This is a genomic window from Cellulomonas sp. PhB143 (genome assembly GCF_003752595.1).
Taxonomy (GTDB): domain Bacteria; phylum Actinomycetota; class Actinomycetes; order Actinomycetales; family Cellulomonadaceae; genus Paraoerskovia.
Genome location: NZ_RKIJ01000009.1, coordinates 558,304 through 571,767, shown reverse-complemented (window position 1 = coordinate 571,767; position 13,464 = coordinate 558,304). Strand labels below are relative to the sequence as shown.

At 75.5% G+C, this 13,464-nt stretch carries 11 protein-coding genes; 7 read left to right on the top strand and 4 right to left on the bottom strand.

Going from position 1 to position 13,464, the window contains the following annotated elements; translation table 11 throughout:
- Window positions 1–105: 105 nt before the first annotated feature.
- The 3 genes from EDF32_RS03975 to EDF32_RS03965 form a co-directional block, all read right to left on the bottom strand.
- Complete coding sequence (locus EDF32_RS03975) at window positions 106–1,923, bottom strand: ABC transporter ATP-binding protein (protein ID WP_123307186.1); 1,818 nt, start codon at window positions 1,921–1,923, stop codon at window positions 106–108.
- Window positions 1,920–3,824, bottom strand: a complete 1,905-nt coding sequence (locus tag EDF32_RS03970) for an ABC transporter ATP-binding protein (protein WP_233565673.1) — start codon at window positions 3,822–3,824, stop codon at window positions 1,920–1,922. Before EDF32_RS03970 ends, EDF32_RS03975 begins: the two co-directional genes overlap by 4 nt.
- A gap of 80 nt (window positions 3,825–3,904) precedes the next feature.
- Window positions 3,905–4,786 (bottom strand): putative protein N(5)-glutamine methyltransferase, encoded by an 882-nt coding sequence (locus tag EDF32_RS03965; RefSeq protein WP_123307185.1) that lies wholly within the window; start codon window positions 4,784–4,786, stop codon window positions 3,905–3,907.
- Window positions 4,787–5,092: 306 nt separating this feature from the next.
- Here EDF32_RS03965 and EDF32_RS03960 point away from each other — a divergent pair, with 306 nt between their 5' ends.
- From EDF32_RS03960 to EDF32_RS03945, 4 genes are all read left to right on the top strand, one after another.
- The gene (locus EDF32_RS03960; protein WP_233565688.1) at window positions 5,093–6,193 is read left to right on the top strand and encodes a 3-deoxy-7-phosphoheptulonate synthase; all 1,101 of its coding nucleotides are present in this window, start codon (window positions 5,093–5,095) and stop codon (window positions 6,191–6,193) included.
- A 236-nt stretch (window positions 6,194–6,429) separates the two neighbouring features.
- Entirely contained in the window at window positions 6,430–8,241 is a 1,812-nt protein-coding gene (locus EDF32_RS03955) for a glycoside hydrolase family 76 protein (RefSeq protein WP_123307183.1), read from the top strand.
- A gap of 68 nt (window positions 8,242–8,309) precedes the next feature.
- Window positions 8,310–8,885, top strand: coding sequence for a sigma-70 family RNA polymerase sigma factor (locus tag EDF32_RS03950; RefSeq protein WP_123307182.1), 576 nt, complete (start codon window positions 8,310–8,312; stop codon window positions 8,883–8,885).
- Complete coding sequence (locus EDF32_RS03945) at window positions 8,878–9,654, top strand: anti-sigma factor (protein WP_123307181.1); 777 nt, start codon at window positions 8,878–8,880, stop codon at window positions 9,652–9,654. The genes EDF32_RS03950 and EDF32_RS03945 overlap by 8 nt, the downstream gene beginning before the upstream one ends.
- 27 nt (window positions 9,655–9,681) lie before the next feature.
- Here EDF32_RS03945 and EDF32_RS03940 read toward each other — a convergent pair whose 3' ends face one another.
- Entirely contained in the window at window positions 9,682–10,758 is a 1,077-nt protein-coding gene (locus tag EDF32_RS03940) for a HoxN/HupN/NixA family nickel/cobalt transporter (RefSeq protein WP_123307180.1), read from the bottom strand.
- Between the two features lie 205 nt (window positions 10,759–10,963).
- Between EDF32_RS03940 and EDF32_RS03935 the strand changes: the two genes are divergently transcribed.
- The 3 genes from EDF32_RS03935 (at window position 10,964) to EDF32_RS03925 (ending at window position 13,375) form a co-directional block, all read left to right on the top strand.
- Entirely contained in the window at window positions 10,964–11,755 is a 792-nt protein-coding gene (locus EDF32_RS03935) for a class I SAM-dependent methyltransferase (protein ID WP_123307179.1), read from the top strand.
- Window positions 11,756–11,911: 156 nt separating this feature from the next.
- Window positions 11,912–12,673, top strand: coding sequence for a methyltransferase domain-containing protein (locus EDF32_RS03930; RefSeq protein WP_123307272.1), 762 nt, complete (start codon window positions 11,912–11,914; stop codon window positions 12,671–12,673).
- Window positions 12,674–12,727: 54 nt separating this feature from the next.
- Window positions 12,728–13,375 carry a hypothetical protein gene (locus tag EDF32_RS03925; protein ID WP_123307178.1) on the top strand — a complete coding sequence of 216 codons (648 nt, stop codon included), beginning with the start codon at window positions 12,728–12,730 and terminating at the stop codon, window positions 13,373–13,375.
- Window positions 13,376–13,464: the final 89 nt, after the last annotated feature.

Here is a 13,464-nt window from a genome sequence, read left to right as displayed (position 1 = left end):
GCGCCGTCGACCACGGCCTTGGCGCCCCGCGAGCACGGGGTCGCCGCCGGGTCCGCACCCCTGACCCGGCGCCAACCCCGTGGTCGGCGAGAAGAGGGCGCACGCTCAGACCAGCGAGTCCCGCCACGCCCGGTGCAGCGACGCGTAGTGGCCGTCCGCCGCGACGAGCTCCGCGGGTGTGCCGTCCTCGACGATCCGGCCCTGCTCCATGACGAGCACCCGGTCGGCGTCGGCGACCGTGGACAGGCGGTGGGCGATGATGATCGCCGTCCGGTCCGCGAGCAGCGTCCGCAGCCCCCGCTGGACGAGGCGCTCGCCGGGGATGTCGAGGGACGACGTCGCCTCGTCGAGCACCAGCACCGCCGGGTCGGCGAGGAACGCGCGCGCGAACGAGAGCAGCTGGCGCTGCCCGGCCGAGACACGGCCGCCGCGCTTGTTCACGTCGGTGTCGTAGCCGTCGGGCATGGCCATGACGAACTCGTGGGCGCCCACCGCCCGCGCGGCGCGCTCGACGTCCTCGAAGCTCGCGTCGGGCCGCCCGATGAGGATGTTCTCGCGCACCGTCCCGGAGAACAGGTACGCCTCCTGGGTGACCATGACGACGGCGCGGCGCAGCGCCGTCGGCTCCGCGTCGCGCAGGTCGGTGCCGTCGAGCGTCAGCCGGCCCTGCGTCACGTCGTAGAAGCGCGTCACGAGCTTGGCGAGCGTCGACTTGCCCGCGCCGGTCGCCCCGACGAGCGCGACGGTCTGCCCGGCGGGGATCGTCAGGTCCGTCCTCGGCAGCACGGGCCGCCCGGAGACGTAGGAGAACTCGACGCCGTCGAACCGGATCTCCCCGGCCACGTGCGCGGGCAGCGGCACCGGGTCCGACGGCGGCGCGACCGTCGTGCGCTCGGCGAGCAGCCCGGAGATCTTCTCCAGCGCGGCCGACGCCGACTGGAACGAGTTGTAGAACATCCCGATCTGCTGCACGGGCCCGAAGAACCGCTTCGTGTACAGCAGGGCGGCGAGCAGCACGCCGACGGCGAGCGTCCCCCCGAGCACGCGCAGCCCGCCGACGAGCAGCGCGACCGTCAGCGTCACGTTGCCGATGAGCACCAGGCCCGGGTCGAACGTGCCGTTGAGCAGGATCGCGCGGGTGTTGGCGTCGCGGTAGTCCTCGGCCAGCGCCTCGTACGTCGCCTCGTTGGGGCGCTCGCGGCGGAACGCCTGGACGGCGCGCATCCCCGTCATCGTCTCGACGAACGACACGATCAGGCGGGCCGACGTCGTCCGCGTGCGCCGGTAGTGGCGTGCGGACCGGTTCTGGTACCAGCGGGTCAGCGCGGCGGCGGGCAGCACCGCGACGGCGAGCACCAGGCCGCTGCGCCAGTCGAGCAGGAACAGCGAGACACCCGTGAACGTCATGAGCAGCACGCCCGAGACGATCCCGGTGAGCCCGGAGTCGAGCAGCTCGCGCAGCGCCTCGAGGTCGGAGGTCTGGCGCGAGATGATGCGTCCCGACGTGTACCGCTCGTGGAACTCCAGGCTGAGGCGCTGGGTCTGGGCGAACACGCGGCGGCGCAGGTCGAGCAGGATCGCCTGCGAGACGCGGGCGGCCGTGCGCACGTACGCCGCGTAGGTGACGCCGGCGAGCACGGCGAGCAGCACGTAGCCGATGCCGACCATGAGGATGCCGCTCGCGTCCCCGTCGCGCAGCGCGGGCAGGCTGCGGTCGATGGCGACCGCGACGAGCGCCGGGCCCGCGACCTGCGACGCGGTGGACAGCACGACGAGGACGGCGCCGAGCGCCAGCCACCGGCGCTGGGGCGCGAGCAGCGAGCCGAGGAGCGCGAGGGAGCGCCGGCGCTCGGCGCGGTGCTCGTCGCGGCCGAGGTCGGCGTCGTCCTCGTCCTGGGTGGGGGAGTGCCGGGCGGTCGTCATCGGGTCCTCCCTCCGCCGGTGCTGGCCCTGCCGTCGGCGGCGGGGGCGCTGCTGCGCAGGATGCCCGGTTCGGCCGGGTCGGTGTGCCGGGCGTCGTCGTCCTGCTGCTCGGCGTCGAGCGTGGAGATGAGATGCCGGTAGGAGGGGTGGGTGGCGAGCAGGTCGCTGTGCGTCCCGACCGCGGTGATGCGCCCGTCCTCGAGGACGGCGACCCGGTCGGCGAGCGCCACGGTGGAGGGCCGGTGCGCGACGACGAGGGTCGTGATCCCGGCGAGCTCGACGTCCAGGCGCGCCTGGATCGCGGCCTCGGTCTCCACGTCGAGCGCGGAGAGCGGGTCGTCGAGCACGAGGATCCGGGGCTCGGCCGCGATGGCGCGGGCGAGCGCGAGGCGCTGGCGCTGGCCGCCGGACAGGCTCAGGCCCTCCTCGCCGATGGTCGTCTCGACGCCGTCGGGCAGGTCGTGCACGAACCCGGCGCGGGCGACGTCGATCGCCCGGGCCAGGGCCGCCTCGCCCGCCGCGCCGTCGCGGGCGCCCGCGGGCGCACCGAGCAGGATGTTCTCGCGCACGGAGGCGGAGAACAGGGTCGCGTCCTCGAACGCGACGGAGACGACCGTGCGCAGGTCGGCGCGTGTCAGGTCGCGCACGTCGACGCCGTCGACCAGCACCTGCCCGCCCGTGACGTCGTACAGCCGCGGCACGAGCATCGCGAGGGTCGACTTCCCGGAGCCGGTGAGGCCCACCAGCGCGGTGCGCGAGCCGGCGGGCACGACGAGGTCGACGCCGTCGAGCACGTCCGTCGTCGCGTCCTGGAAGCGGAACCGCACGCCGCGCAGCTCGAGCTCCCCGCGCGGGTCGGTCAGCCGGACGGGGTGCTCGGGGTCCGTCACCGCCACCGGGGTGTCGAGCACCTCGAGGTAGCGCTCGAGCGCCGTGCGCGCGTTGAGCGTCATCGACAGCAGCATGCCGAGGTCGATCACGGGCGCGGCGAGCACCGCCGTCGTCGCGAAGAACGCGGCGAGCGCGCCCACGCCGAGGTCACCCTCGGAGACGAGCCAGATCCCCAGCGCCAGGGCGAACCCGAGCGCGACGTCGGGGATCGCGGTGAACGAGCCCTGCAAGGTGGACAGGATGCGTGCCTTGCGGATCTCGGTCTCGCGCAGCGTGGTGGCGCGGGCGGTGAAGCCGGCCATCGCGTCGCGCCCGCGGCCGAACGCCTTGAGCACCCGGATCCCGTGCACCGACTCCTCGACGTTCGTCGCGAGGTCGCCCGCCTGGTCCTGCGACAGCCGCGCCACGGCCCGGAACCGGCGCGAGAAGCGGAACGCCATGACCGTCACCGGGACCGCGCCGGCCAGGTAGATCAGCCCGAGCGGGACGCTCGTCGCGAGGAGCAGGCCCGTGCCGACGACGAGCGTGACGGCGTCGACCACGAGCATGACGATGCCGAACGCGATCCAGCGGCGCAGCAGGTTGATGTCGCTCATCGAGCGCGAGAGCAGCTGACCGCCCGACCACCGGTCGTGGAACGCGACCTCCAGGTCCTGCAGGTGCGCGAACAGCCGCATGCGCATGGCCTTCTCGACCTCGGTCGAGGGGACGAGCACGAGGCGGCGGCGCGCGGCGATGAACGCGGCCTCGAGCAGGCCGAACGCGAGCACGGCCGCGGTCCCCACGTACAGGCCCGTGCGGTCGCCGGTCGCGACGCCGCCGGCCAGCGGGCCGTCGACGATGCGCTCGAGGACGCGCGGGATCGCGAGCGCGCTCAGGCTCGCGAGCAGCGCGGCGAGCGCGCCGAGCGCGATCCGGGTGCGGGCGGGGCGGACGAACGGGCCGAGACGGCGCAGCGTCGAGATCGTCGACGCGGCCGTGCCGGGCCCGGGCGGGGTGGGAGGGGGCACGCCCCCGATCCTCTCACTTCGTTGCTCTGAGTAATGAGGTGTCTCAGACCGGCGGGACTGGTTCAGGAGGGCACGGTGGTTCAGGCAGGCAGGGTGCCGACGACGACGGTCGCGCCCCGCTCGGGGTCGCTCACCACGCGCGTCGTCAGCCCGGCGGCGTCGAACGCGTCGACGGCCGCCGACCGCTGGCGCTCGCTGGTCTCGACGAGCACGTGCCCGCCGGGCGCGAGCCAGCGCGGGGCCGTCGCCGCGACCCGGCGCAGCAGGACGAGGCCGTCGCGGCCGCCGTCGAGCGTGACGAGCGGCTCGTGCAGCCGGGCCTCCGCCGGGAGGAGGCCGACCTCGTCGCTCGGCACGTAGGGCACGTTCGCGGTCAGCACGTCGATGCGGCCGACGAGGTCGCGGGGGAGCGCGTCGAACAGGTCGCCCTCGTGGACGGCCCCGCCGACGGCGCGCAGGTTCGCCCGCGCGCAGGCGACCGCGGCGGGCTCGACGTCGGCCGCGTGCAGCTCCACGGGCCGCGGCGGGCGCGCGTCCTCCAGCGCGCGGGCCACGACGAGGGCGATCGCCCCGGACCCGCAGCAGAGGTCGACGACGACCGGGACGCCGTCGGCCGCCCGGGCCATGTCCGAGGCGACGGTCGCGAGGCGCGACGCCTCGAGGGCGAGGGTCTCGGTGCGCCGTCGCGGGACGAAGACGCCCGGCGCGACGGTGACGCGCAGGCCGCAGATCTCCGCCCAGCCCACCACCTGCTCGAGCGGGAGACCGGACACCCGCTGCGCGACCGTCGCGTCCAGCTGCGCGACGTCGTCGGCCGAGGCGAGCAGCACCGTCGCCTCGTCCTCGGCGAAGACGCACCCGGCCGCGCGCAGGGTGCGCACGACGTCGTCGTACCGGGACGCGACGGCGGCGGACGCCGGGAGGGTGGGCGCGGCGGGGCGGCGGCGCGGACGGTGAGGCACCGCCTCAGGCTACGGCGCCGCTGTGCTACGGTCCCCCCGTGGACATCCGTTGGTATTGGCGCTTTACGCCGGCTCCTGGTGGGGCCGAGCGGGCGGGCGCCTGACCGACACACCCCACCGGAGCCAGCACAGGGCCAGGACGCGACACGCGTCCGGGCCCTTCGTCATTCAGACGGGCCGCTCCGGGCACGGACGCGGTGAGCGGCGCCGTCCGATCCACACAGACCAGGAGCCCCCCGCATGAGCACCACCACCCCCGCCCAGCCCTCGGATGCGCCGGCGACGACCGTCGCCCGCGGTGCGACGATGGACGGCGTGACCTCGACGCCCGACTACGCCCCGCGCACCGGCACCTCCGACCTGCGCATCCACGCGCTCGCGCCGCTGCCGGCCCCGGCCGACATGCTGGCCGCCCTTCCGCTCGGCGACGCCCGCTCGGACCTCGTGACGACGTCGCGCCGCGAGGTCCGCGACGTCCTCGCCGGCGACGACGACCGGCTGCTCGTCATCGTCGGGCCCTGCTCGGTGCACGACCCGGAGGCCGCGCTCGACTACGCGCGCCGGCTCGCCGCCGTCGCCCGCGAGCTCGCCGACGACCTGTGCGTGGTCATGCGCGTCTACTTCGAGAAGCCGCGGACGACGGTCGGCTGGAAGGGCCTGATCAACGACCCGCACCTCGACGGCTCGCACGACGTGCACCACGGCCTGCGGCTCGCCCGGGAGGTGCTGCTCGGCGTGCTCGACGCCGGGGTGCCCGCGGCGTGCGAGTTCCTCGAGCCGACGTCGCCGCAGTACATCGCCGACGCGGTCTCCTGGGGCGCGATCGGCGCGCGCAACGCGGAGAGCCAGGTGCACCGCCAGCTCGCGTCCGGCCTGTCGATGCCGGTCGGGTTCAAGAACGCGACGGACGGCGACGTGCGCATCGCCGTCGACGGCTGCATCACGGCGGCGAGCGAGCACACCTTCTTCGGCATGGACTCCGCCGGCCGGGCCGCGGCCGTCGAGACCGCCGGCAACCCGGACTGCCACGTCATCCTCCGCGGCGGGCGGGGCGGCCCGAACTACGGGGCCGACGACGTCGCCGCCGCGCTCGACGTGGCCCGCACCTCGGGCCTGGGGGGCGCCGTCGAGCACGGGCTCGTCGTGGACGCCTCGCACGGCAACTCGGGCAAGGACCACGTGCGCCAGGCCGAGGTCGTGCGCGAGGTCGCGGCGCGCCTGGCCGAGGGCGAGCAGGGCGTGACGGGCCTGATGATGGAGTCGTTCCTCGTGGCCGGGGCGCAGGCGCCCGCGCCGTCGGGGCTGGAGTACGGCAGGTCGGTCACGGACGCGTGCATGGACTGGGACACGACGGCGGAGCTGCTCGACGTGCTCGCGGCCTCGGTCCGGGCGCGCCGGGCGCGCTGACCCGCCCGCCCTTCCCCCCTCCCCTCTCCGCCGACCACGGGGTTGCCGCCCGATCAGGTGTGCTGATCCGGCGGCAACCCCGTGCTCGCGAGACGGCAACCCCGTGCTCGCCGTCGGGGCCGCGTGGTGCGGATCGGCAGCGCGCAGTCCCTGCCGTTGCGGACAGCGCTGTCATCGGCCAGGCTTGCGGCGACCGCCGGCAACGGTGCCGGGTCGACGAGCCGCAGGGGTGTGCCATGTCCGTCAGTCTCTCCGTCCGCCGATCGGTTCGCGGTCGCTCGCTCCGGGCCGCCGCCGCGGCGTCGGCCCTCGCGGTCGCCGCGACGCTCGTCCCCGCGGCGGGGTCCTGGGCCGCGGGCGGCGCTGCCGAGCCGGCGGCGCCCGAGATCTGCAACCTGCACTGCGACGGGCGCGACGCGTCGCTCGCACCGGACGAGCGCGCGCCCGTCTCGGCCACGGTCGCCGGGCGGACCGTGACGCTCCGCGTGAGCGACTCCGACCCGATGGGCTGGGCGTCGGTCGACGGCGCCGCGGCGGGCGACGAGGTGTGGCTGGACCGGTCGTTCGACGGCGGCGAGACCTGGGCGGACGGCGCGCGGCTCGGTGCCACGACCGTGCCCGACGGCGCGTCGGGCGCACGGACGCTGATGTACAACAACGACGACTGGACCACCAAGCGGGTCGGCGCGCTGCGCGCGTGCGCGAGCGTCGCCGGGCAGGCGGGCTGCACCGCCTGGGCGCGCACGACCTGGAACGCGGGCAACCGCACGACGGCGGCAGCGACCGCGATGATGGCGACCTACGACAACGAGACCGGGCTGTTCCACCACGACCAGTGGTGGCCGTCGGCCGTCGCGCTCTCGGCGGTCATCGAGAACGCCGACGTGGCGGGCATGGGCAGCTACGAGTACGCGATCGCCCGCACCTACGACGCGAACGTCGACGCGCAGGGCGGCCAGTTCCGCAACGAGTACGTCGACGACACGGGCTGGTGGGCGGTCGCGTGGATCGACGCCTACGACCTCACGGGCGAGCAGCGCTACCTCGACACCGCGCGCGCCGCGGCCGAGCACATGCACGACGCCTGGGACGAGCGGTGCGGCGGGGGCGTCGTCTGGAAGGTCGGCGGCGACTACAAGGCCGCCATCGCCAACAGCCTGTACCTCCAGGTCAACGCCCTGCTGCACGAGCGGGTGGCGGGCGACACGGCGTACCTGGCGCGCGCCACCGCGGAGTGGGACTGGTTCCGCGGCAGCGGTCTCCTGGGTGACGACGACCTGGTGGCCGACGGCGTCACGGCGCCCGCCTGCACGCCGGGCGGCACGACGTTCACCTACAACCAGGGCGTCCTGGTCTCGGGCCTCGTCGGCCTGCACGCGGCGACCGGCGACGCGGCGCTCCTCGGCACGGCCCGCGACGTCGCGGACGCGACGACCGCGCCGGGTGCGCTGACGACGTCGGGCGGGGTGCTGCGTGACCCGGCCGAGGGCTGGGACACCTGCGCCGGCGACGGCGCGACGTTCAAGGCGGCCGCGGTGCGCGGGCTCGTCGACCTCGACGGCGCCCTGGACGGGCAGCCGTACGCGGCCTACCTGGCGCACAACGCCGACACCGCCCACGCCCAGGCGCGCAACGCCTTCGACCAGTACGGCATCTCGTGGTCCGGTCCCGCCGGCGCCACCGGCGTCGGGTGCCAGAGCAGCGCCCTGGCGCTGATGAACGCGGCCGCGTCGGACCCGGTGGACCCGGTCGACCCGGCGCTCGCGGTGGACACGACCGTCGTCCCGCGCTGCGTCGGCGGCAACGCCTACCTGGCGGTGCGCGCGACCAACGGCGAGGACGGGGCGCTGCGGATCGGGATCGCCACGGACTACGGCACGCCCGCCGAGCGCACGGTGCGCCCGGGCACGTCCGCCTCCGCGGCGCTGAACGCGCGCCGGCCGGCCCTGCCCCCGGGCGAGGTGACGGTCACGGCGTCGGGCACGGTCGACGGCGAGGCACGCACGGCCACGACGCGCGTGGGCTACGCCACCGTCGACTGCCGTTGACGACACGACCCATCCGCCACCGCCCCGGCCTCGAACCATCGGTGTCCGGCCTGAGGCAGACTGGGCCCGTGCCACACGTGAGGACGAGCGAGCCCGACGCGCTGGACGCCGCGCTCGCGGCGTGCGCCGAGGGTGACTCCGACGCGTTCGGCCCGGTGTACGACGCGTTGTCGCCGAGCGTCTTCGGTGCCGCCCTGGCGGTGCTGCGCGACCGGGACCACGCGGCCGAGGTGACGCAGGAGGTGATGGTCGAGGTGTGGCAGACGGCAGCGCGGTTCGACGCGACCCGTGCGTCCGCGCGTACCTGGGCGATCACGATGACCCGCCGGCGCGCCATCGACCGCGTCCGCTCCGAGCAGTCGCGGCGGGCGCGGGACCAGAAGGACCTGGACGCGAGCGTCGTCGGGCGCGAGCGCGACACGGTCGCCGAGACGGTGGACGGCCGGTTCGAGCGCGCCGCCGTCCGCGACTGCCTGGAGTCGCTGACCGAGACCCAGCGCGAGGCCGTGGTGCGCGCGTACTACGGGGAGCGCACCTACCGCGAGGTGTCCGAGGATCTGGGCGCGGCGCTGCCGACCGTGAAGTCCCGCATCCGCGACGGGCTCATCCGCCTGCGCGACTGCCTGGGGGTGAACCATGGCTGACCGGACCTCCGGGGGGCGGGGCGACGTCCGCGACCTGCGCGACCCGGGCGAAGGCTGGGACCTCCTGCCCGCCTACGCGCTCGACGCGGTCGACGACCTCGAGCGGCGCCAGGTCGAGCGGCTCCTGGACGCCGACGGCGAAGCCCGCCGCGCGCTGGACGAGTTCCGCGAGACGGTGGGGGCGTTCGTCGTCGACACCGAGCCGCCGCCCGGGCTGCGCGCGGCGACGATCGCCGCGATCACGGGGGACGTGCCGGCGGAGGCACCGGCGCCGGCCGCGGACCAGGGCCGGCCCGCCGACGTCGTCCCGATCGAGCGTGCCCGACGACGTCGCCGCTGGAGCGTGGTCGCCGTCGCGGCCGCGGCCGTGGTCGCCGTCGCGATCCCGACGACGGTCGCCGTCCAGGCGCGCCAGGAGCAGTCGCAGCTGCAGGCCCAGTCGGACCGGGTCGCGCAGATGCTCGCCGACCCGGACGCACGGCTCGTGACGAGCCAGGTGACCGGCGGCGGCGAGGCGAGCGCGCTGGTCTCGGGCGACGACGTCCTGTTCACGGCGTCCGACCTGCCGGCGGCGAGCGACGACCAGGACTATCAGCTGTGGATCGTCGCCGGCGACGACATCACGTCGGCGGGCCTGCTCGACACGTCCGACGACTCCTCGCAGGCCCTCGTCAGCGCGGCGGCCGGCGAGGTCGTGGCGATGACGCTCGAGCCGGCGGGCGGGTCGGAGCAGCCGACGAGCGACCCGATCGTCACGCTCCAGGCCTGACGTCCGCGCTCCGGCGCCCGCGCGCGCTCAGGCGCGGCGGCGAGCCGCCCGCCACCACACGAGGGCGGCGACCCACACGGCGAGCAGCAGGCCCATGAGCGCGAGGCCCGCGTACTCGAGGTCGATGCCGGCGACCGCGGCGACCGGGCCGGTGGTGACGCCCCACGTCTGGGCGGCGAGGCCGGCGAGCACGACGACGCCGATCGTCCCGGCCGCCAGGACCGAGACCGTGGTCACGACGAGGTTGTAGCGGAGCTTGCGCTCCGGCGTCACGAGGGCCCAGCGGTAGGCGCGGGCCATGAGCGCGCCGTCGGCGGAGTCGACGAGGCTCATCCCCGCGGCGAAGAGCACTGGCAGGACGACGAGGGCGTACCAGGGCAGGCCCGCGCTCGTCGCTCCGGCGGCGAGCACCAGGAGCGCGACCTGCGTCGCCGTGTCGAAGCCGAGCCCCATGAGCAGGCCGACCGGGTACAGGTGACGGGGCCGCGACACCCGCCGGGCGAGGCGGGTGAGGAGCACCGCGAGGGTGCCGCGCCGGGCGAGGTGGCGCTCGAGCGCCTCCTCGTCGAGCACGTCCCCGGCGCGGACGGCGCGCTGCGCGCGCACGAGCCGGACGATCGTGACGACGTTCGTCACCGTGAGGAACAGCAGGAACGCGCCCGCGGCGATGGTGCCGACGACCCCGAGCGTCGTCGCGCCGGTGCTGTCGCCGTCGTGCACGGCGTCGACGACCCAGCGCGCGCCCGCGGCGATCGCGACCGCCGCGGCGAGCACCACGGACGAGTGCCCGAGCGAGAACCAGAGCCCCGTCGTCTGTGCGGGCCGGCCCTCGCCGACGAGCTTGCGGGTCGTGTTGTCGATGACGGCGATGTGGTCGGCGTCGACGGCGTGGCGTACCCCGAGCAGGTAGGCGCTGACCCCGAGCGCCGCGGTGAACACCCCGCCGGAGGCGATCGCGAAGTGCTGCGGCACCACGACGAGGAGCAGCACGCCCCAGCCGAGCACGTGCAGCGCGGCGACGGCGGCCACCATCCCGACGAGCGAGCGTCGGGAGGACGGCGCGGCTGCGGTGCTGCGCTCTGCGGTCGTGACGGTCTGGCTCATGCGGGGTGGTCCTCGGGCTCTGCTCGCTGGTCGGATCGCTGCCGACCACGATAGGCGGCGATTGTTACGCGTCCGTCACGGTCTGCGAGGGTCACGGTCCGCGGGGTCGATCCTGCGGCGCGAGTTCGACCCCGGCGGCATCGAGCTCGCGCGCCGGCATCGAATTCGTGTGCGGCGGCGGGACGGGGCGCGCGAGGATGGCGGCATGCCCGACGACGCAGCTCCCCGCCCGCCGCGACGCTCGTTCGACGCGCTGGTCGCCGAGGCGGTGGCTGCCCCGACCGAGGGCTGGGACTTCTCGTGGTTCGAGGGCCGCGCGACGGAGGAGCGCCCCCCGTGGGGCTATGCGCGTCTCATGGCCGCGCGCCTCGGCGACCCGGGCGTCGGCGCCGCGCTGGACCTGCAGACGGGCGGCGGCGAGGTGCTCGCGGCGGCGGAGCGGCTGCCGCGCCTCATGGCCGCCACGGAGTCCTGGCCGCCGAACGTCGCGGAGGCGACCGCGCGCCTGCACCCGCGGGGCGTCGCGGTCGTCGCGGACCACGACGAGCCGCCGCTGCCGTTCGGCGACGACGCGTTCGACCTCGTGACGAGCCGCCATCCCGTCGTGCCGTGGTGGGCGGAGATCCACCGCGTGCTCCGGCCCGGCGGCACGTACCTGGCCCAGCACGTCGGACCGGCGAGCGTGTTCGAGCTCGTCGAGCACTTCCTCGGCCCGCAGCCCGAGGCCCGCCGCGGCCGCCACCCCGACGACGAGGCGGCGGCGGCCTGCGCGGCCGGCCTCGAGATCGTCGACCTGCGCACGGCGCGGCTGCGCATCGAGTTCCTCGACGTCGGCGCCGTCGTCCACTTCCTGCGCAAGGTGGTGTGGATGGTCCCGGGCTTCACCGTCGAGGCCCACGAGGCGCGCCTGCGCGAGCTGCACTCCCGGATCGAGGCCGACGGCCCGTTCGTCGCCCACTCCACCCGTCACCTGGTGGAGGCCCGCAAGCCCGGGTGAGCGACGGCGTCGGGCACCGCACGCACATGCACCACCGCCGAGCGCGCCATCTGTCGGCCGAAACGGCCCGGAGGACCGACTGATGGCGCGTTCGGCCGGACGCCGATCGGCACCTGGGTGACATCGAGAGAGCTGACAACAGTGAAGGAGCACGCCGTGCCGAGCTGGGACCCGACCACCTACCTGCAGTTCGACGCCGAACGTTCGCGCCCGTTCCTCGACCTCCTCGCCCGCGTCCCGGGGAACCCGCGCGCCGTCGTGGACCTCGGCTGCGGCGCCGGCAACCTCGCAGCGCCGGTGCGCGAGCGGTGGCCCGGCGTCGCCCTCACCGGCATCGACTCCTCGCCGGAGATGATCGCCGCGGCCCGCGCGACGGACCCCTCGGGCACCTACGTGCAGGGGGACCTGCGCACGACGCCGGTCCCCGGCCGCCCCGACCTGATCGTCACCAACGCCGCGCTCCAGTGGGTCCCCGGGCACCTCGACCTGCTTCCCGGGTTCCTCGACGCGCTCGCCCCGGGCGGGACGCTCGCGCTCCAGGTGCCGGGCAACCACGATGCGCCCAGCCACCGGACGCTGCGCGCGCTCGCGGACGAGGAGCCGTACGCGACGTCCGCTCCCGAGCCTCGCCCGCGCGACCATGACCCGGTCGAGTACCTCGAGGCGCTCGCCGGCCCCGGGCGCCGCGTCGACGCCTGGGAGACGACGTACCTGCACGTCCTCGCCGGTGACGACGCCGTCTACCGGTGGCTGGTCGGGACGGGCGCACGGCCGGTGCTGGACGCGTTGCCGGCGGACCTGCGGCCGCCCTTCCAGGAGGAGCTGCGCCGGCGGCTCGCGACCGCGTACCCGCCCGAGGCGTACGGGACCGTGCTCGAGTTCCGCCGGGTGTTCGCCGTCGCGACGCTTACCGGCTGAGGTGCCCGGCGGCCGGGCGAGCCTGCCCCGCGCCGGTGGGGCAGACTCCGGCGCATGGCGCAGACCCGCAGGTTCGACGGCGAGATCCTCGCGTTCGGGACGGTGTCCGGGACGCGGGTCGTCGTCGGCCGCTGGGCGTCGTCGCCGTTCGGGGCCTTCGCCGACGTGATGGTCGAGCGCCCCGACGGCCACCGGGTCCTGCTCGCCCCGCCGCACGTTGCCGGATTCGTCGCGGGCACGTACGTGTTCGACGAGGTCGTCGAGACCGGCGTGCGTGTCGTCCCCGCCACCGCCGGACGGGGGCGGGTGGCCGACGACGTCTCGCGGCTCGTGCATCCCGGTCGCCTCCTCGTGCGCGCGGGGCCGCTGGAGGCGGAGGTGCGCACGGGAGGTCGGACGGCGCTCGGCAGGCTCCTGCGCCTCGTCCCGCCGGCGCTCGCGGCCTCGCCGACGTTCGCGCGGTGCACCGACCCGGTCGCGCGGATGGTGCTGCGCGGGGTGCGGACCCGGGGGAGCGCGGGGTCCGGGCGCACGGAGTCGTACGGCGCGACCGATGTGCACGCGGTCCTGCAGGTGTCCGCGCGCTGGGACGGCGACGACCTGGGAGCGCTGCGCGACGTCGACCCGCCGGTGCGCTTCGGCTTCGGCTCGAGCCCCCGACGACCGACGGTGACCCGTCTGGTCACGACCGTCGTCGGCTGATCGCGTGCCGGAAGTCCCATCCCCACCGCCGAACGCGTCATCAGTCGGCCCTCCGGGCCGTTTCGGCCGACAGATGACGCGCTCGGCGG